Source organism: Catellatospora bangladeshensis, assembly GCF_016862575.1.
Taxonomy (GTDB): domain Bacteria; phylum Actinomycetota; class Actinomycetes; order Mycobacteriales; family Micromonosporaceae; genus Catellatospora; species Catellatospora bangladeshensis.
In genome coordinates, this window is sequence record NZ_BONF01000005.1 from 313,739 (window position 1) to 331,856 (window position 18,118).

General features: G+C 74.4%; 17 protein-coding genes. 10 read left to right on the forward strand and 7 right to left on the reverse strand.

The window, feature by feature from the left end:
* Positions 1-108: 108 nt before the first annotated feature.
* The 6 genes from Cba03nite_RS04310 to Cba03nite_RS04335 all read left to right on the forward strand — a co-directional run bounded on the left by Cba03nite_RS04310 (position 109) and on the right by Cba03nite_RS04335 (position 9,354).
* Positions 109-1,173, forward strand: a complete 1,065-nt coding sequence (locus tag Cba03nite_RS04310; RefSeq protein ID WP_203741987.1) for a hypothetical protein — start codon at positions 109-111, stop codon at positions 1,171-1,173.
* 182 nt (positions 1,174-1,355) lie between these two features.
* A complete protein-coding gene (locus tag Cba03nite_RS04315; RefSeq protein ID WP_203741989.1) occupies positions 1,356-3,575 on the forward strand; it encodes a hypothetical protein in 2,220 nt (739 codons plus the stop codon).
* A 202-nt stretch (positions 3,576-3,777) separates the two neighbouring features.
* Entirely contained in the window at positions 3,778-5,490 is a 1,713-nt protein-coding gene (locus tag Cba03nite_RS04320) for an FHA domain-containing protein (protein ID WP_203741991.1), read from the forward strand.
* Positions 5,487-7,103 carry a serine/threonine-protein kinase gene (locus Cba03nite_RS04325; RefSeq protein ID WP_203741993.1) on the forward strand — a complete coding sequence of 539 codons (1,617 nt, stop codon included), beginning with the start codon at positions 5,487-5,489 and terminating at the stop codon, positions 7,101-7,103. Before Cba03nite_RS04320 ends, Cba03nite_RS04325 begins: the two co-directional genes overlap by 4 nt.
* 15 nt (positions 7,104-7,118) lie before the next feature.
* Positions 7,119-8,777: a serine/threonine-protein kinase gene (locus Cba03nite_RS04330; protein ID WP_203741995.1), complete on the forward strand. Its 1,659-nt coding sequence runs from the start codon at positions 7,119-7,121 to the stop codon at positions 8,775-8,777.
* Positions 8,778-8,838: 61 nt separating this feature from the next.
* Positions 8,839-9,354 carry an O-acetyl-ADP-ribose deacetylase gene (locus Cba03nite_RS04335; protein ID WP_203741997.1) on the forward strand — a complete coding sequence of 172 codons (516 nt, stop codon included), beginning with the start codon at positions 8,839-8,841 and terminating at the stop codon, positions 9,352-9,354.
* Here Cba03nite_RS04335 and Cba03nite_RS04340 read toward each other — a convergent pair.
* The 6 genes from Cba03nite_RS04340 to mshA are packed head-to-tail and all read right to left on the reverse strand — an operon-like array spanning position 9,351 to position 14,169.
* Positions 9,351-9,707 (reverse strand): hypothetical protein, encoded by a 357-nt coding sequence (locus Cba03nite_RS04340; RefSeq protein WP_203741999.1) that lies wholly within the window; start codon positions 9,705-9,707, stop codon positions 9,351-9,353. The genes Cba03nite_RS04335 and Cba03nite_RS04340 overlap by 4 nt on opposite strands.
* A complete protein-coding gene (locus Cba03nite_RS04345; protein ID WP_203742001.1) occupies positions 9,704-10,174 on the reverse strand; it encodes a hypothetical protein in 471 nt (156 codons plus the stop codon). The genes Cba03nite_RS04340 and Cba03nite_RS04345 overlap by 4 nt, the downstream gene beginning before the upstream one ends.
* 31 nt (positions 10,175-10,205) lie before the next feature.
* The gene (gene cobC / locus Cba03nite_RS04350) at positions 10,206-11,231 is read right to left on the reverse strand and encodes an Rv2231c family histidinol phosphate aminotransferase CobC (RefSeq protein WP_203742003.1); all 1,026 of its coding nucleotides are present in this window, start codon (positions 11,229-11,231) and stop codon (positions 10,206-10,208) included.
* Positions 11,228-12,271: a cobalamin biosynthesis protein gene (locus Cba03nite_RS04355; protein WP_203742006.1), complete on the reverse strand. Its 1,044-nt coding sequence runs from the start codon at positions 12,269-12,271 to the stop codon at positions 11,228-11,230. The genes cobC and Cba03nite_RS04355 overlap by 4 nt, the downstream gene beginning before the upstream one ends.
* Positions 12,252-12,863: a type III secretion system chaperone family protein gene (locus Cba03nite_RS04360; RefSeq protein WP_203742008.1), complete on the reverse strand. Its 612-nt coding sequence runs from the start codon at positions 12,861-12,863 to the stop codon at positions 12,252-12,254. Before Cba03nite_RS04360 ends, Cba03nite_RS04355 begins: the two co-directional genes overlap by 20 nt.
* 16 nt (positions 12,864-12,879) lie before the next feature.
* On the reverse strand, positions 12,880-14,169 hold the full coding sequence (gene mshA, locus Cba03nite_RS04365) for a D-inositol-3-phosphate glycosyltransferase (RefSeq protein ID WP_239125446.1): 1,290 nt from the start codon (positions 14,167-14,169) through the stop codon (positions 12,880-12,882).
* 101 nt (positions 14,170-14,270) lie between these two features.
* Here mshA and Cba03nite_RS04370 point away from each other — a divergent pair, with 101 nt between their 5' ends.
* The 3 genes from Cba03nite_RS04370 (at position 14,271) to Cba03nite_RS04380 (ending at position 16,076) form a co-directional block, all read left to right on the forward strand.
* Complete coding sequence (locus Cba03nite_RS04370; RefSeq protein ID WP_203742010.1) at positions 14,271-15,014, forward strand: SDR family oxidoreductase; 744 nt, start codon at positions 14,271-14,273, stop codon at positions 15,012-15,014.
* A 66-nt stretch (positions 15,015-15,080) separates the two neighbouring features.
* Positions 15,081-15,884: a class I SAM-dependent methyltransferase gene (locus tag Cba03nite_RS04375; protein ID WP_203742140.1), complete on the forward strand. Its 804-nt coding sequence runs from the start codon at positions 15,081-15,083 to the stop codon at positions 15,882-15,884.
* 33 nt (positions 15,885-15,917) lie between these two features.
* A complete protein-coding gene (locus Cba03nite_RS04380; RefSeq protein ID WP_203742012.1) occupies positions 15,918-16,076 on the forward strand; it encodes a hypothetical protein in 159 nt (52 codons plus the stop codon).
* A gap of 151 nt (positions 16,077-16,227) precedes the next feature.
* Here Cba03nite_RS04380 and Cba03nite_RS04385 read toward each other — a convergent pair whose 3' ends face one another.
* Positions 16,228-17,280, reverse strand: coding sequence for a UDP-N-acetylmuramate dehydrogenase (locus Cba03nite_RS04385; RefSeq protein ID WP_203742013.1), 1,053 nt, complete (start codon positions 17,278-17,280; stop codon positions 16,228-16,230).
* 67 nt (positions 17,281-17,347) lie between these two features.
* On the opposite strand from Cba03nite_RS04385, the gene Cba03nite_RS04390 reads away from it, so the two are divergent.
* Positions 17,348-18,106: a maleylpyruvate isomerase family mycothiol-dependent enzyme gene (locus Cba03nite_RS04390; protein ID WP_203742015.1), complete on the forward strand. Its 759-nt coding sequence runs from the start codon at positions 17,348-17,350 to the stop codon at positions 18,104-18,106.
* Positions 18,107-18,118 lie beyond the last annotated feature (12 nt).

An 18,118-nucleotide genomic window follows, 5' to 3' on the forward strand; every position in this document is an offset into this window, starting at 1 on the left:
TCCTCGCGGCAAAGTTACGTACTCGCCGCGATGTGCGCAGTCCCCCAGGCGACCTAGCGTGTTCTCACCACAGCCCCCGTGCGACATCCCAGCGAAAGGGAGTCTGCAATGTCCCAGTTCCGCGATCTCATCGCCCGGATGGCGATCGACCCGGAGTTCGCCCGGCACGCGCGGGCGCACCCGGACACCGTCGCCACCCAGTACGGTCTCACGCCCGATGAGACCGAGCAGCTGCGCGGTCTGGCCGACGCCTCCGCCTCGGCCGGCCCGACCTCGCTGGGCGCCCGGCTGTCCAAGTCCGGCTTCGGCTCGGGCGGCCTGGCCGGCCTGATCTCGGACGTGGCGGACCCGCTCGACGTGCTGCCCGAGGAGGCGCCCGACCCCACCGACCTGCTGCCGGGCGGGGAGCCGCCGGTGGACCCGGGCGACCTGCTGCCGGAGGGCACGGAGCCGCCGCCCCCGCCGCTGGAGCCGCTGCCGCTCGACCCGATCGATCTGCTGCCCGCCGACGACGACCCGGTCCCGGCGCCGCACGCCGGCCTCGATCTGATCAAGATCCCGGACCTCCAGCTGGAGCTGCAGCCGGACAACCCGTTCCCGGGCGGCCTCGACATCCTCGACCCGCCGTTCGACTTCCCGGACCTGCCGCCGGTCGACCCGGACCCGGACCCGCCGCTGCCGCCGTTCGACCCGCCGTTCGACCTGCCCGACCTGCCCATCTTCGAGGTGCCGGACTTCCCCGAGCCGGGCGAGACGGGCGACCCCGGAGACCCGGGCGACCCCGGCGAGCCGGCCGAACCGGCGGAGCCCGCCGAGCCGGCCGACCCCGCCCCGGCGCCCGAGCCCGAGTCGGCGACCGAGCCCGCGCCCGCGCCGCCGGCCGCCGACCCGATCGTGGCCCCGGTCCTGACCACGCCGGAGGGCGAGCAGTCCGGCCCGGTCGTGGTGGTCGTGCAGTCGGGCGAGGCCGTCGGCCCCGCGCCGGACGGCGCCCCGGCCCAGGCCGGCGAGGCCGCCGCGGGCGAGAGCACGGACGGCCTCGGCGGCACCGAGCTGCTCATCGGCGGAGCGGGCCTGGCCGCGGGCGCGGTCGCGGGCGGCGTCGCCGGTGCGGTCGCCGGTAAGGCCCTCAAGTCCAACGAGGATCAGGCGGGCGGCCCCGCCACCGCCTGACCTCCCTTAACCTGCCGGGCAGCCGGGGGTGTGCACCCCCGTCGCATCCCCGCTGCCCGGCAGCCTCCGTATCCGGATCAGCTCACCCGGCCCGTGTCGCCCCGACCGGCCGGTCCGCGCGGGACACCGCCAGCGGGCGACCCGCGCACTGACGGCCACCCCCAGTGCAAGGAGCCAGCACGATGTCCCACTTCCCCGACCTGGTCGCCCGTATGGCGGCCGACCCCGACTTCGCCCGCCGGGTACGCGCCGACGTGGCCGGCACGGCCGCCGCGTACGGCCTCACCCCCGGCGAGACCGAGCAGCTGCGCGGCCTGACCGACGCTGCGGTGGGCGCCGGTCCGACCGCGCTCAACCCGCGCCTGTCCCGTTCCGGCATCGGCACCGGCGGCCTGGCCGGCCTGATCAGCCCGGTCGAGGTGCCCGACCTCGACATCCCCGACCACCACGACGTGCCCAGCGGCGACGGACCCGGCGACGGGCCGGGCGGCGCCGAGGAGATCGGCCCGAAGCAGGACGACCCGGCACCCGCCCCGCCCCAGCTGGACCTCTTCGACCCCGATGGACCCACCGGCCCGGACGACGGCCCCGGCACGGTCCCGGGCGGCAGCGGTCCCGGCGGCGGCACGCCCGGCGGCGGCGCGGACGACCCGACCGGACCCGCATTGCAGATCGGACCCAAGCAGGACGACCCGTCTGGACCCGCGCTGGAGATCGGCCCCAAGCAGGACGACCCGTCTGGACCCGCGCTGGAGATCGGCCCCAAGCAGGACGACCCGTCCGGGCCCGCGCTGGAGATCGGCCCCAAGCAGGACGACCCGGCACCCACCCCGCCCCAGCTGGACCTCTTCGACCCGGACGGGCCCACCGGCCCGGACGACGGCCCCGGCACCGTCCCGGGCGGCAGCGGCCCCGGCGGCGGCACGCCCGGCGGCGGCGCGGACGACCCGACCGGACCCGCGCTGCAGATCGGACCCAAGCAGGACGACCCCGCGCCCCCGCCCCAGCTGCTCCTCGACCTCGGACCGCTCGGGCCCGACGCGCCGGGCGAGGGTCCGGAGGACGGTGCGGGGATCATCGTGCAGAACGGCCTCCTCGCACAGGGCGGCCTGTCCGGATTCGGCGCTCCGGACGCGATCCCCGCGCCGCCCGGCGGCGGCCTGGCCGAGCCGATGAGCCTGGAGCTGCCCGGTGGCCTGCCCGCGCTGCCCGACGGCGACGGTCTGCCGGACCTGCCGCACCTTCCCGGCCTACCGGACCTGCCGCTGCCCGCGCCCGAGGACGGCGAGGCGCCCGCCGTGCAGCCGGTGTCCCTCGGACTCGGCCCGTTCACCGACGCCGACGACGACGGCGTGCCGCAGTTCGTCGACGTGAACGATCACGATCCCAGCGTCGGCATGCCTCCGGGGCTGCAGGACGACGACGGGGACGGCCTGGTGAACGGTGCCGACCCGGACTGGTCCCCGCCCGGCGAGACCGGGCCCTCGCTGTTCATCCCGCCGAACCTGCTCGACAACCTGCCGGACATCCCGTTCGAGATCGACCCCCCGGCCGACGGCGGTGCGGGGGACGGCGGCTCGGGCGGGCTGGGCGACCTGTGGGGATTCGGCGACGACGACGGCGACGGGATCCCGGACTTCCTCGACAACCAGGACGACAACCCGGACACCACCGACGAGCCGTTCGGCGACAACGACGGCGACGGGAACCCCAACATCAGCGACCCGACACCGAACCCGCCGCCCCCGCCCTTCCACCCGGGCCTCCTGGACCACATCCCCGACCTGGACATCCTCCTGCCCACCCCGGGCGACGGCGGCGAGAGCGGCGACGGCGGCACCGGCACTCCCGGCGGCGAGACGGCTGACCCCGGCACGCCTGGCGGAGAGACCGGCGGCACCGGCACTCCTGGCGAGGAGGGCGGCGGCACCCCCGGCGGAGAGACCGGCGGCGGTGAAACGCCGGGCGGAGAGACCGGCGGCACCGGAACCCCTGGCGGGGAAGGCGGCGGCGGCACGCCCGGCGGAGAGACCGGCGGCTCGGGGACCCCGGGTGGCGGCGCGACCGGCGGCGGTTCCGGCCTGCCGGGTCCGGTCGGCGGCCTCACCCCGGGCGACACGGCTCCCGCGAGTCCGGTCGTGGTGCAGGTCGTGCCGTCGGTGCCGAGCGACGGCGCCGGAGCGACCGGTGCTGCCTCGCCCACGCCCGCCGGTGACGGCGCCGCGCCGGCCGCCGCGGACGCGGCGACTGAGGACGGCATCGGTACCCGGGAGCTGCTCATCGGTGGCGCGGGCCTGGCCGCCGGTGCGGTGGCGGGCGGCATCGCCGGAGCCGTGGCCGGCCGGTCGCTGGACGGGCGGTCCGATGAGGACACGGTCGCGGGCGGTGTCGCCCCGGCGTGAGTGAATGCGGTCGGACGGCCGGCGGCGCCGGCGTGAGCCCTCCCGCCGGCCGCCCGTCCTACGTCGCTCGATACAGCTGATCGGATCACGGTCGTAAAGCAGTCAGCTGAGAGCATGCGGCCGATCGGCCGCCTATGATTCGGCTCGCCGCATGGCCACCCACCCCTTGAAAGGCCGAACGATGTTGTGCCACGCCTGCCACGTGCACCTGCGGCGGGACTACCCGTACTGCCTGCACTGCGGCACGCTGCGCAAAGGCGCCAAAGTGGACACCTTCGCGGCGCCGGAGCTGCGCTGGGCCGATGCCGGTGGCGAGCGGGTGTTCCCGCTCGTCAACCCCGTCACCACGATCGGCCGCGCCACGGACAACGACATCGTGGTCAACGACGCGAGCGTCTCCCGCCAGCACGCCCGGGTGGTGCGCACCGCGGACGGCTTCCACCTGGAGGACCTGAACTCGTTCAACGGCGTCACGGTGGCCGGCCGGGTCGTCCACGGTGACTGGGCGCCGCTGTCCGACGAGTCCGAGCTGCACATCGGCGACGTGCCGATGCGGTTCGCGCAGCCGCGATCGGCGGCGATCGGCTCGAAGACCATGGTGCGCGGGGTGGAGCACAGCGTCCTGCTGCCGGCCGCGCAGCCCGACCAGGCGCCGACGGCGACGGGGCCGCTCAGCGCGCGCCCGCGGCGGCGCAGCGGCTGGGCGCTCAAGCAGGTGCCCGGTATGCGCGGCGACCAGGAATGGGTGCTGCGCAACACCCGCACGGGGCAGTATCTCCAGCTCGACGAGCGGGACGTGTTCCTGTGGCACCAGCTCGACGGCGAGAACACCGTGCGCGACCTGCTGTTCGCGTACGCGCAGAAGTACGGCGAGCTGGCCCTGCCCCGGATCGAGCGCACCCTGCGCACGTTCGCGGCGCTGGAGCTGGTTCGCGGCCTGCACGGCCAGCGGGAGACGGAGAAGCCGCCGCTGATGAAGCGGATCGGCCGGGCGGTCCTGCGCACGCTGCTGCGCATGGAGGTGTCGATCGGCGGCCTGGACAGCCTGTTCAGCCGGGTGTACCGGAGCTTCGGCTGGCGCTTCTTCACGCGTACCGGCGTGTTCCTGCTCTGGGTGCTCATCCTCGGCGGGATCTACGCCATGGCGGTCGCGAGTGGACATCAGAAACTGTTCGACATCAACGGCGCGGGGGTGGCCGGTGCGGTCTCCATCGCGGTCGGCTACCTGGTGGCGCTGGTCATCCACGAGTCGGCACACGCGCTGGCGGTGAAGTCCTACGGCCGCACCGTGACCCGGGGCGGGTTCATGGTGATGATGGGCATGCCGTTCGCGTTCGTGGACACCTCGGACATGTGGTTCGGCACCCGCTGGTCGCGCATCGTGGTGACGCTGTCGGGGCCCCTGTCCACCGCCGGCGTCGCCGGGATCTGCGCGGCCGTCGCGGCGTACGTGCCGCAGCCGCAGGTGTCCGGCATCGCGTACCAGCTGGCCTTCGGCCTCTACCTGAACACGCTCTACAACCTCAACCCGCTGATGCCGCTGGACGGCTACCAGGCGCTCGCGGACGGGCTGCGGCTGCCGCGCCTGCGCGAGGAGGCGTCGGCGTACTTCACCAAGGGCATCTGGTCGGACCTGAAGAACGGGCGCAGGCCCGGGATCAAGCAGATCGGCATGGCGGCGTACGGCTTCACGGCCGTCGTCGGCACCGGCCTGTTCGTGCTGCTGGGCTTCCTGGCCTGGCGGGACCGCCTGGGCGGGCTCGTCGACGAGTACCTGCCGCCCGGCATCGACGTGCTGGTCATCGCGCTGGCCATCGGCCTGATCATGTTCCCGATCTGGTACCGGCTGGTGCGCAGGCTCATCACGTTCATCAAATCGAGGCGTACGGCCCCGGCGGCGGAGGTGACCGCGTGAGTCAGCAGGAGTGGACCGTTCCCGGCTACACGGAGATCCGTGAGCTGGGACGCGGCGCCTCGGGCACGGTCGTGCTGGCCCAGCACGAGGCGACCGGGGTGCAGGTCGCGATCAAGTACCTCGCGGCGCACCTGCGCGAGGACGAGCAGTTCATCCGGTCGTTCCGGGCCGAGGCCCGGGTCATGGCCGAGGTGGAGTCCCCGCAGGTCGCGAAGCTGTACGAGTACATCGAGGCGCCCGGGGGCGCGGCGATCGTGATGGAGCTGGTCGACGGCGTCGCGCTGCGCGCGATCCTGCGCGAGCAGGGCCCCACCGAGCCCGAGGCGGCGCTGGTGGTGCTCAAGGGCTCGCTGCTCGGCCTGGCCGCCGCGCACGGGCGCGGGGTCGTGCACCGCGACTACAAGCCGGAGAACGTGCTGGTCAACGGCGAGGGCCAGAGCAAGCTCGCCGACTTCGGCATCGCCGCCCGCAGCGGCCGCCAGGGCCCGCTGGCCGGTACGCCGTCGTACATGGCGCCGGAGCAGTGGTCCGGCGCGGCCGCCAACCCGTCGACCGACATCTACGCCGCGACGGCGACGTTCTTCGAGTGCCTGGCCGGGCAGCCGCCGTTCCGCGCGCCCGGCGACCTGATCGCGCTGCGGCTGATGCACGAGCAGGCGCCCGTGCCGGTCGAGCTGGTGCCCGAGGCCGTACGCGGCCTGGTGCGCCGTGGCCTGGCCAAGGACCCCAAGCAGCGGCCCAAGGACGCCACGACGTTCCTGCGCGAGCTGGAGGCCGTCGCGGGCGCCGGGTATGGGCCTGCCTGGGAGGAGGAGGGCCGCGAGAAGCTGGCCCGCCGCGCCCTGCTGCTCGCGCTGCTGTTCCCGCTGGCCGCGGCGATCTCCGCCAACGCGACCGCGGTGGGCACGACCATCCTCGGTATGTCCCGCAAGGCGTTCACGGTGATCGCCGCGACCACCATCACGCTGGTGCTGGTGCTCGGCGGGGTCGGCGCCGCGGCGCTGCTGTCGGACTCGTCCCCGCTCCCGCCGCCGCCCAGCCCGGCCGCGGTCGAGTCGCCGAGCCCCGAGGCGTCGCCGTCGCCCAGCCCGTCGGTCTCGCCGAGCGAGTCGCCGTCGCCGAGCCCGTCCCCCTCGGACGAGCCCTCGCCGAGCCCCAGCAAGAAGCCCTCCCCCAAGCCTTCCCCGTCGCCGTCGTCGTCGCCGACGATCCCGAACACCCGGGTCAGCTCCCTGGCGCGGCCGACCATGTGCTGGTGGTCCACGAAGGGCGTTTGCCAGGGCCAGACCGCCGACACGGCCGGCAAGACCGCCCGCGCCGGGGTCCTGGTGGGCACCGAGGGAGCGGGCCGCTACTCGTTCCGGTTCATCTTCACGCTGATCGATTACAACAACCAGCCGATCAGCGGCGTGGCAGCCAAGACCGTCACGGTCACCGGCATCGCCACGGAAGGCGGCCAGCCGATGATTACGCGGGAGGTCGACATGAGCGGACTGCTCTACTGCAACACCCAGATCCGGCTGACGATCGTGACCTATACGGGCGGCCCCAGCATCCCGACCAAGGTCTACTCTGCACCCATCATCCAGAACGCGAACTGCATCATCGGCTGAGAAGGACGGGGTCCGGTGACCACCATCGGCGGCGGCAAGTACACGGTGCTGGGCGAGGGGCGTCCAGGGCGCCTCGGCACCTGGTACACGGTGTCCACTGCGGACAGCAAGCGGCGGGGTGCGCTGTGCCTGCAGGACCAGCGCCTCGCCGACCCGGCCGCGGCCAAGCGCCTCGCCGACGCGGTACGCGGCGTCAACGGGCTGCGGCTGCCCGGCCTGCTCAACGTCGTCGACCAGGTGGTCGATGACGGGCGCACCTGGCTGATCACCAATGCCGCGCCGTCCCCCACGGTCGACCAGGCCCTGGCCGGTGGGGCGACCCTCGCGCCCGCCGTCGCGGCCCTGATCGCCACCGACACCGCGCAGACCCTGCTGCGGCTGCACCAGGCGCAGCAGGCGCACGGCGACGTGAGCCCGGAGACCGTGGTGCTGAGCGCCTCCGGCGCGGCCCTGCTGGCCGAGCCCGGCTGGAGCCACGCCGCCGCCGGCACGGCCGCCGGTCCCGGCCACGACGCGGCCGGCTGGGCCCGGTTGCTGACCCGGCTCGCCGACGCGTGCACCGACGCCGACACGTCCCAGGTGCTGCGCCAGGCGGTCCAGCAGGTCGAGGCGGTCGGCGGCAGCGCGGGCCTGACCGCGGCGCTGACCGGCCTGAGCGCGGGCACCCAGCGCATCCCCGGCTTCGGCGACCGCTCCGGGGTGAAGGCCCTGGCCGCGCAGACGACGCCGACCGTGGCCCGCCCGGCGTCCGCACCCCCGGCCGCCGCCGTGCCGCCGGCCGCGTCAGCCCCGGCGACTCCACATGCCGCGCCGCATGCCCCTACCACGCCGCATGCCCCGACGACCCCGGTCGCGCCGCCCGCTCCGGCGGCGCCTTCGGCGCCCGGTTACGGCGCGCCCGCGTTCCCGCCGTCGGCCCCCGCGTTTTCGCAGGCCGGATCGCCGGTGCCACCGGCCGCCGAGGAGACGGTGCAGCTAGCGGGCGGCTCGCACTCCGGCCCGCCGCCGGGTGTGCCCGCCCAGGCGCCGCCCGGACAGCGCCCGGGGCCGCCGCCCGCCGTCACGCCCGACGGGGCGACCCGGATGGGCGGGCGCGCCGCCGAGGAGCAGCGCCGGTCCGCCTCGTACCAGCAGGGCCGGGTCACCCCGCCGGGACCGCAGCAGGACGTGAACCTGCGCTTCGGCCAGGGGGTGCCCGCGGCGCCCCCGGCCTGGCAGCTCGCCGCCGCGCAGGCCGCGCCGCCGCCGCGCAAGAAGTCGGTCTCAAAGCGGATCATGGCGTTCCTCAGCGCGCTGACCACGGTGGTGCTGCTGGTGATCGCCGGTTACGTGGCGTGGGGCTGGTGGCAGGAGCGCAACAACGCGGTCCAGGTGGTCAAGATCGCGGTGACCGCCGTGCAGCCGCCCGCCACCACGTGCGACGTGCAGGTCGACGTGGTCGGCACGATCCAGACGGACGGCAGCGCGGGCCTGATCACCTACGAGTGGCTGCGCAGCGACGGCCAGAGCTCCGGTGCCCTGGAGCAGGCCATCAAGAAGGGCGAGACCTCGACCCAGGTGCACTTGTACTGGCGCTTCCAGGGGCAGGGCACGCTCGACGCCACGGCCACCCTGCGCATCCTGAAGCCGCAGGTCCTCGAAGCCGCCACGAAGTTCACCTACTCCTGCAAGTGAGGTCGCCGTCCGCCAGTCAGGATGTGAGGCGTAAGCCCGCATCCTGACCGGAGGAACGATCATGCGCATCACGCTCGTCCAGGGCGACATCACGCGCCAGGAGGCCGACGTGATCGTCAACGCGGCCAACTCTTCGCTGCTCGGCGGCGGCGGCGTGGACGGCGCCATCCACCGCCGGGGCGGCCCGGAGATCCTCGCCGCGTGCCGGGCGCTGCGCGCCTCCCACTACGGCCGGGGCCTGCCCACCGGCCAGGCCGTCGCCACCACCGCGGGCAACCTGCCCGCGCGCTGGGTGGTGCACACCGTCGGGCCCGTGTACAGCACCGGCGAGGACCGTGCCGAGCTGCTGCGCGACTGCTACCGCAACGCGCTGCGGGTCGCGGAGGGGCTCGGCGCGCGCACCATCGCGTTCCCGCTCATCTCGTCAGGCGTGTACGGCTGGCCGCTCGACGACGCCGTACGCCAGGCTCTGCACGTCCTCGACACGGCCGAGACGCCCCTCGAAGAAGCCGTGCTCGTCCTGTTCGACGAACACGCCCACCGGACCGCCCTCGCGGTACGCGCAGCGGACGCCTAGCGGTCGGTCGCCTTCGGATGGCCGGTGCCCGCATGCTTGATCCAGCAGGTACGCGTGTCGTGGTCCACGAGATACCAGATGCGGCCGCCGGAGGTCACCTCGTACTGCCACTGCTCCAGCGATCTGCCGTCGTGCGTGCCCCAGGCCAGGTCGTGCCTGAGCCGGTGCTGACGGTCGGTCTCCGGTCGCGGGCACGGATTGCCGCGCAGTGCCTCGAACGCGGCGCGGGTGTTGGCGGCCGCCTGCCGGCACAGCTCGTCCCAGCCTTTCACCGCGTCGTTGGTCGCGAACCTCAGTGCGTACTCACCGGGCAGGGATGGTGGTGCGACCCGGTCTCCCCGCTTGGGAGTCATGCCACCTCCGGCAGCGGCACAGGGCCGTGATCCCCGCTCGTCGGAGCGGTCAGGATCGCGTGCAGCTCCGGATCGGAGTAAGCCTCCGCGGTGTGCCGCCACGCGGCCAGCAGCACCGACAGGGCCGTGGTGTTGCCGACGGCGACGACCGCCTGGGCGGTGCTGACGAACTCCTCCGCCAGCTCGCTCACCGCCGCGTCCGGCAGGAAGCGGACCCACGGCAGCACGCGCGGCAGGACCCCGGTGACGATGCCAGGATCATGACGGGCGAGTTCGGCGAGCAGGCGCGCGGTGAGGTCGATGACCTCGCCTTCCTGCTCGGCGCGCTGGGCGGACATCAGGACCAGGTCGTCGGCGTCACGCCGGCGCAGGCGCACGGCGCGTACCCGGGACAGCCGGTCCGCGGTGGCGGTCGGCTCCCGGAGGAGTTCGGAGAACGCGACGCTCTCCAGGGGAACGGCGGTCACACTTCAACACTACTTCAGCAGTCGGCGCCTGTCACCTGAGGACATCGCCGAGCGTCGCCGTGAAGGCGTCGCTGACCTGCTGATCGCGTACGGCGACGCGCAGCCAGTCGGGGCCGAGGCCGGGAAAGGTGTCGGCGCGGCGGACCGCGTACCCGTGCTCGCGCAGCCGCTCGCGCACCCCCGGCCCGTCGGGCACCCGGATCAGCACGAACGAGCTGGCGGGCGTCCCCGCCACGTGCACCCCCGGCACGCGGCGCAGCGCGGCGAGCAGGTGCTCCCGGCGTACCGCCAGCTCATGGGCTATCTGCTCCTCCGCCGCGACCGCGTGCGGCGCGGCGCAGGCCGCGGCGGCGGCGAGCGCGGGCGTGGACACCGGCCACAGCGGCTGCACCGCCGCCAGCCGGGTGACCAGCTCGGGCGCGGCGAGCAGGTAGCCGACGCGCAGCCCCGCCAGCGCCCAGGTCTTGGTGAGGCTGCGGATCACGACCAGGCCGGGCAGGTCGCGCCGGGACGCCAGGGAGTGCGGCTCGCCGGGGATCGTGTCGGCGAACGCCTCGTCCACCACCAGCACCCGGCCGGGCCGGGCCAGGCTCGCCACCGTGTCGGCGGGGTGCGCCACCGACGTCGGGTTGGTGGGATTGCCGAGCACCACCAGGTCGGCGTCCTCCGGGACGGCGGCCGGGTCCAGCAGGAACGGCTCCGGCAGCAGCACCCGGCCGACCCGGTGCCCGGCGGCCAGCAGCGCCGCCTCAGGCTCGGTGAACTGCGGATGCACCACGACCGGGCGGCGGGCGTCGCGCAGCGCCTGGGCGAGCAGCGTGAACGCCTGGGCGGCCCCGGCGGTGAGCAGGACCTCGGCCGGGTCGCGGCGGTGCCGGGCGGCGAGCGCGGCCCGTGCCGCGGTGCCGTCGGGGTACGCGTCGAGCCTGCTCAGCGAGTCGCGGACGGGTTCGGCGAGCCAGCCGGGCAGCGGCGCCTGGCGCACGTTCACCGCGAGGTCGACCAGCCCCGGCCCGACGGCGACGTCGCCGTGATACCCGAGGTCGTAAGCGGTCATCGCCGCCCCCGGTCAAGAAGGTGCCCTTCCTCTACGGAATGCGTGCCGAGCCGCGGCTCGTCTCGCTGACGCGAGCCGGCGAAGGTGCCCTTCCTCACCAGGACGGCGAGGGCGGCGGCGGAGAGGCCGACGGCGGCGGAGAGGGTGCTCGCGCGGCGGATGTCGCGGGCGCGGGGGCGGGGGCCGTCGCCGAGTTCGGGGCGGGTCTCGGAGCGGCCGAAGTAGACGTTGGTCCCGCCGAGGCGTACGCCGAGCGCCCCCGCGAAGGCCGACTCGCACTGCCCCGAGTTGGGGCTCGGGTGGTGGCCGCCGTCGCGGCGCCAGATCCGGGCCGTACGCCGGGGCGAACCCGACACCAGCGGGGACGTGGCGGCGGCCAGGGCCGCGGTGAGCCGGGAGGGCAGCAGGTTCGCGGCGTCGTCCAGGCGCGCCGAGGCGGTGCCGAAGCGGGCGTAGCGCGGCGAGCGGTGCCCCACCATCGCGTCGAGCGTGTTGGCCGCGCGGTAGCCGACCAGGCCCGGCAGCCCGGCGAGCGCACCCCAGACCAGGGGCGCGACCTCGGCGTCGGAGGAGTTCTCGGCGATCGACTCGACGGTGGCGCGGGCCAGCCCGGTCTCGTCCAGCGCCGACGGGTCGCGGCCGCACAGGTGCGGCAGCCGGGTGCGGGCGGCGGCAAGGTCGCCGCGTTCCAGCGCCCCGGCCAGGATGCCGCCCTCGCGGCGCAGGCTGCGCCCGCCCAGCACGGCCCAGGTGCCCGCCGCCGTGAGCGCCGTACGCAGCACCGGCCGGTGCCGGGTGGCCCGGTGGGCCAGCACCGCCGCGGCGACCGGCACGCCCACCGCGAGCGCGGTGAACACGGCACCGGCGCGGCGTGAGTCGGCGTAGGTGTACCGCTCGACGACCTGCGCGAAGTTGCCGAACCCGGCCACCGGGTGCAGCCGCCGCGGGTCGCCGAACGCGGCGTCCAGCGCCACCCCGGCCAGCAGCCCGAGCGCGTCGGCCCGGCGGGCGGCGCGGCGGTCAGGCCGCCCGCGCGTCACGGCCCGGCTCCGGGAGCACGTCGGTGCCGGTGTCGAGCACCGCGCCGCCACCGGACGGGGTCGCCGCCGCGGCGAGGCCCTCGGGACGGGTCGTGGGCTCCTCGGCCTCGTCGTCCATCAGGTGCCGGAAAGCGCGCAGGTTGTCGGTGGGCTCGCCGCGGCTGATCCGCCACCGCCACTCCCGCTTGATCGCGGTGGCGAAGCCGAGTTCGAGCAGCGTGTCGAAGGACTCGTCGGCGGCGGCGAGCACGGCGCCGAGCAGGGAGTCCAGCTCGCGCGGGGTGACCGCGTCCAGGGGGAGCCGCCCGGTCAGGTAGACGTCGCCGACGGCGTCGATGGTGAACGCGACGCCGTAGAGCTTCGCGTTGCGGCGCAGCAGCCAGGCCCAGACGGCCTCGCGGTTCTCGTCGGGCTGGCGCACCACGAACGCCTCCACGCGCAGCGCGTGCTCGCCGACGATGAGGTTCACGTTCGTCTTGAGCTTGTGCGTGCCGGGCAGGGTCACCACGTACGAGTGGGGGCCGGTGCGGTCCAGGGGCAGCTCGGCACACGCCTGCTCGATCAGCGCACAGGTCTGCTCGACCGTCGTCATCGGGCTCCTCGCGGGGTCACCACCGGGCGCAGCCGGCCAGCTCCAGCTGCCGGCGGGACCGGTGCTCGGTCATCGCCTCACCATAGACGCCGAGCAACCGGGCGGTCGTGTGGTCCCAGGAGAAGTCGTACGCGTGCGCCAGCGCGCCCGCCGCCAGCTCGGCGCGGCGGCCGGGCTCGGCGAGCAGCCGGTCCAGCACCCGCGCCCAGTCGGCCGGGGCGTGCCCGTCCACGAGCACCCCGCTGACCTCGTCGCGGACCGCGGTGACCAGGCCGCCGACCGCGGCGGCGACCACGGGCGTGCCGCAGGCCTGGGCCTCCAGCGCGACCAGCCCGAACGACTCGTTGTGCGAGGGCACGGCGACCAGGTCGGCGGCCCGGTACACGTCGGCCAGCCGGTCCCCGGCCTGCGGGGGCAGGAAGCGCACCCGGTCGCGTACGCCCAGCGCCGCGGCCAGCTCGATGAGCGAGGTGGGGCGGTCCAGCCCGGAGCCGCTCGGCCCGCCCACGATCAGCGCGATCGCATCGGGGTCGGACAGCTCGGCCAGCGCCCGGATGAGCACGTCGGGGGCCTTCAGCGGCTGGATGCGGCCGACAAAAGCGATGATCTTGGCGCGCTGCGGCAGGCCCAGCCGGGTGCGGGCGGCGGCCCGGTCGGCGGGCTGGAAGCGGTCCAGGTCGACGCCGGGGGCGACGACGGCCACCCGGTCCAGCGGCGCGCCGTACAGGTCGATCAGCTCGCGGGCCTCGGTCGGCGTGTTCGCGATGAGCCGGTCGGACTGCTCGACGACCTGCTCCTCGCCCACCACGCGGCCCATCGGCTCGGCCCGGTCGCCGACGGCGAGCCGCCCGTTCTTGACCTTGGCGAGGGTGTGCGCGGTGTGCACCAGCGGCACCCCCCAGCGGTCCTTGGCCAGCCAGCCGACCTGGCCGGAGAGCCAGTAGTGGGACGCCAGCAGGTCGTAGAAGCCCGGCGGGCGGGACGCCTCGACGCCGAGCACGCCGTGCGTGAACGCGCAGAGCTGGGCGGGCAGGTCCTCCTTGGCCAGGCCCTCGAACGGCCCCGCGCTGATGTGCCGGACGAGCACCCCGGGCGCCAGCTCGGCCCGCGGGGGCAGGTCCCGGCCGGTGGTACGGGTGAAGATCTCGATCTCCACGCCCGCCTTGGCCAGGCGTTTGGACACCTCGACGATGTACACGTTCATGCCGCCCGCGTCCCCGGTGCCCGGTTGGTGCAGCGGAGACGTGTGCACGGAGAGCGTGGCGATACGCCGGGGCAGCTCGCGGCGGAGGGTACGAGAGCTCACAGGTCGATCAACATCCGGTGCGCCCGGACTCTTCCCGTTCGCGGGCGTGACGAGCGTCGCAGCCCACAGTCCGGGACGTCGCGGAGCTTAGGATGCAGCTCATGTCTGACCAGAAGATCGCGGTCGTCTCCGGCGCGTCCAGCGGCATCGGCGCCGCCACCGCCCGGCACCTGGCCGCCGCCGGTTTCCACGTGCACGCCCTGGCCCGCCGCACCGACCGGGTCGAGGCGCTCGCCAAGGAGATCAACGGCACGGCCGTGACCTGCGACGTCACCGACGACTACGCCGTCGCGCAGTACGCGGCAACCGTCGACCGGGTCGATCTGCTGGTCAACAACGCGGGCGGCGCGATCGGCGCGGACCCCGTCGCCAGCGCGAGCGTCGCCGACTGGCAGGCCATGTACGACGTCAACGTGCTGGGCACCCTCCGCCTCACCAAGGCCCTGCTCCCCGCCCTGATCGCCTCCGGCGCGGGCACCGTCGTCACGGTCAGCTCCACCGCCGGACTCATCGTCTACGAGGGCGGCGGCGGCTACGCCGCCGCCAAGCACGCCCAGACCGCCCTGGTCGAAACCCTCCGCCTCGAACTCTGCGGCGACCCCGTCCGCGTCGTCGAGATCGACCCCGGCATGGTCAAGACCGACGAGTTCGCCCTCAACCGCTTCGCCGGCGACGCCACCCGCGCCGCCAGCGTCTACGCCGGCGTCGAACACCCCCTCACCGCCGACGACATCGCCGCCTGCATCACCTGGACCGCCACCCTCCCCCACCACGTCAACATCGACCGCCTCGTGGTCCGCCCCCTCGCCCAAGCCGCCCAGCACAAGGTCCACCGGGTCCTTTAAGTGCGTTGATCATGAACTTATGGCACGGCTCGGCGGCGTGTCGTGTCCACAACTTCATGATCGACGCTGGCTGAGGGCGGGAGGAGGGCAGTGAAGCCGCAGGGGGAGATCACCAGGGGGACCACGAATCCGAACCGGCTGCGGCGGGTGGATCGGTGGATCGGGTGGTGGTGTGGGGGTGCGCTTGCCGATGCGGCGGATCCGCTGGTGGTGGATCTGGGGTATGGGGCTACGCCGATCACGGCGGTCGAGCTGCGGGCGCGGCTGGAGCGGGTGCGCGCGGACGTGCGGGTGACCGGGTTGGAGATCGATCCGGCGCGGGTGGCGGCGGCGCAGGCCGCTGCCGACCCGCCGGGGCTGACGTTCGCGCGGGGCGGGTTCGAGCTGGCCGGGCTGCGGCCGGTGGTGGTCCGGGCCTTCAACGTGCTGCGGCAGTATGACGAGAGCGCCGTGGCCGCCGCGTGGACCACGATGACGGCGCATCTGGCGCCGGGCGGCTGGCTGGTCGAGGGCACCTGTGACGAGCTGGGCCGCCTGGGCAGCTGGGCGGCCCTGCCGGCGGGCGCGGACACGCCGGTCTCGCTGACGCTGGCGGCGAAGCTGGCCACGCTGGAATCCCCGGCCACGTTCGCCGAGCGGCTGCCGAAGGCGCTGATCCACCGCAACGTGCCGGGCGAGCCGGTGTACGACCTGCTGTGCGCGCTGGACGAGGCCTGGCGGCACGCCGCGCCGCTCGCCGTGTTCGGGCCGCGGCAGCGGTGGCTGGAGGCGGTGTCACGGCTGCGCGACGCGGGCTGGCCGGTGCTGGACCGCCCGGCCCGCTGGCGGCTGGGCGAGGTGACCGTGCCCTGGCCGGGCACCGCCGCATGATCCCTGCCGGGGCTGCCGGTCGTTACGTCCGATATGAACCTGAATGCGGAGTTCTCTGCGCTTTCGGCGTACGGCGGCCAGCTCAGCGCCCTGCGCCTGGGGCCGATGGTGCTGCTCGGCATCGCCCTGCTGCTGCTCGGCGTGGGCCTGCTCGTGCTGGCCGTCGTGCTGGTCCGGCGGTCGGCCGAGTGAACCGCACCGACCTGGTCCGCCTGCTGCTGCTCTTCACCGTCTGCGGCGGCCTCGGCTGGCTCGCGGGCGGCCTGCGCCGCCACCGCTGAGCCCGGCACCGTTAAGAAGGTGCCCTTCCTCTACGTATTCCGTTAAGAGGGTGCCCTTCCTTTCAGAGTTCGCAGTTGACGAGGACGGGTTCGGGGCGGAGGGTGACGCCGAAGTGGTCGTGCACGCCGTCGCGGATCTCCTCGGCCAGGGCGAGCAGGTCGTGCGTGGTGCCGCCGCCGGGGTGGGTGAGGGCGAGGGTGTGCTTCGAGGAGATCGCCACGGGACCGCGCGTGTAGCCCTTGGTGAAGCCCGCGCGCTCGATGAGCCAGGCGGCGCTGACCTTCATGACGCCGTCCGCGCCGGGCCAGGCCGGCGGGTCGGTGTCGGTGCGGCGGCGCAGCTCGGTGTACGCCGCGGCGCTGAGCACCGGATTCGTGAAGAACGAGCCGACCGAGCGGGTGTCGGGGTCGGTCGGGTCGAGCACCATGCCCTTGCCCCGGCGCAGCCCGAGCACCGCCTCACGCGCGTCGGCCAGCGGCACCCGCTCGCCCTCGGCCACCCCGAGCGCGCGGGCCAGCTCCGCGTACGCCACCGGGCCGGACTTGCCGTCCCGGCGCAGCCGGAACACCACGTCGAGCACCACCCAGCGGTCGGTGTACTTGAAGACGCTGTGCCGGTACTCGAACCGGCACTCCTCCGGGGTGAACGTGCGCACCTCGCCCTCGGTGCGGTCGTACACCGTCACCGACTCGACGACCTGCGACACGTCCTGCCCGTACGCGCCCACGTTCTGGATCGGCGTCGCGCCGCACGTGCCGGGGATGCCGGACAGGCACTCGACGCCGGAGAAGCCCTCGGCGACGGTACGCATGACGAAGTCGTCCCACGGGTGGCCCGCCGCGGCCCGCACGGAGACGTCGTCGCCGTCCTCGGCGATCACGTCGACGCCGGAGGAGCGGATGAGCAGCACGGTGCCCGGGAAGCCCGCGTCGCCGACGACGACGTTGCTGCCCCCGGACAGCAGCAGCAGCGGCTCGCCGGTGCGGGTCGCGTCCTGTACGCAGGCCGTGATCTCGTCCGCGGACCCGGCGGTGACCAGCCGTCCGGCCGGGCCACCCAGCCCTAGGGTGGTCAGGTCGGCGAGTGCGGGGCGGGCGAGGCTATTGTCAGACACGTCACCACACTAGTGCCGCCACAGTTCCCGAACGACCAGGTGGGGAAGACCCGATGAGGACGAGGCCATGAGAGCGCACGGCACCAAGGAACTATGGCTCGACGCGCTGCGCGCCGACGCGGCCGCCTTCCGCGCCGTCGCCGGTGAGGCCGACCTGACGGCGGTCGTGCCCACCTGTCCGGACTGGACCGTGCTCAACCTGGTCCACCATCTCGGCGGGGTGTACCGCTGGGTCCGCGGCCACGCCAGCCGCGGCGTCACCAGCGCGCCCGACCCGGGCTCCCGGCGGCACGACTACCCGGGCGCCGAGGAGACCCTCGACTGGTTCGACGAGGAGGCCAAGGGCCTGATCGAGCTGCTGGACGCGCTCGACCCGAACATGCCCGCCTGGAACTGGGCGCCCCAGGCCAAGATCGCCCTGTTCTGGCACCGCCGGATGGCGCACGAGACCGCCGTGCACCGCTGGGACATGCAGATGTCACAGGGCATGGCCGAGCCGCTCAACGACCACCTCGCCGCCGACGGGGTGACCGAGGTGCTGGACAGCTGGCTGCCCGCGGGCCGCCGCAAGGGCCCCACCGACCGGTACGGCGTCGTGCACCTGACCGCGCCGGAGGAGGGCCAGGAGTGGTTCATCCGGCTGCGCGGCGAGGGCATCGCGCTGCTCGACACGGACACCCTGCTCGACGCCGACGGCCCCGACACCCGAGTGCACGCGTCCGGCCAGGCCAGTGACCTGATGCTCGCGCTGTGGGGCCGGATCGGCTTCGACTCGCTCGAGGTGAGCGGCGACGAGTCGCTGCTGGCCTCGCTGCGTACCGGCTGAGCGGGGGCCGCG

Coding starts and splice junctions, on each gene's coding strand:
- Cba03nite_RS04310 (WP_203741987.1), top strand. CDS start 109: ATGTCCCAGTTCCGCGATCTCATCGCCCGGATGGCGATCGACCCGGAG.
- Cba03nite_RS04315 (WP_203741989.1), top strand. CDS start 1,356: ATGTCCCACTTCCCCGACCTGGTCGCCCGTATGGCGGCCGACCCCGAC.
- Cba03nite_RS04335 (WP_203741997.1), top strand. CDS start 8,839: ATGCGCATCACGCTCGTCCAGGGCGACATCACGCGCCAGGAGGCCGAC.
- Cba03nite_RS04340 (WP_203741999.1), bottom strand. CDS start 9,707: ATGACTCCCAAGCGGGGAGACCGGGTCGCACCACCATCCCTGCCCGGT.
- cobC (WP_203742003.1), bottom strand. CDS start 11,231: ATGACCGCTTACGACCTCGGGTATCACGGCGACGTCGCCGTCGGGCCG.
- Cba03nite_RS04360 (WP_203742008.1), bottom strand. CDS start 12,863: ATGACGACGGTCGAGCAGACCTGTGCGCTGATCGAGCAGGCGTGTGCC.
- Cba03nite_RS04370 (WP_203742010.1), top strand. CDS start 14,271: ATGTCTGACCAGAAGATCGCGGTCGTCTCCGGCGCGTCCAGCGGCATC.
- Cba03nite_RS04380 (WP_203742012.1), top strand. CDS start 15,918: ATGAACCTGAATGCGGAGTTCTCTGCGCTTTCGGCGTACGGCGGCCAG.
- Cba03nite_RS04390 (WP_203742015.1), top strand. CDS start 17,348: ATGAGAGCGCACGGCACCAAGGAACTATGGCTCGACGCGCTGCGCGCC.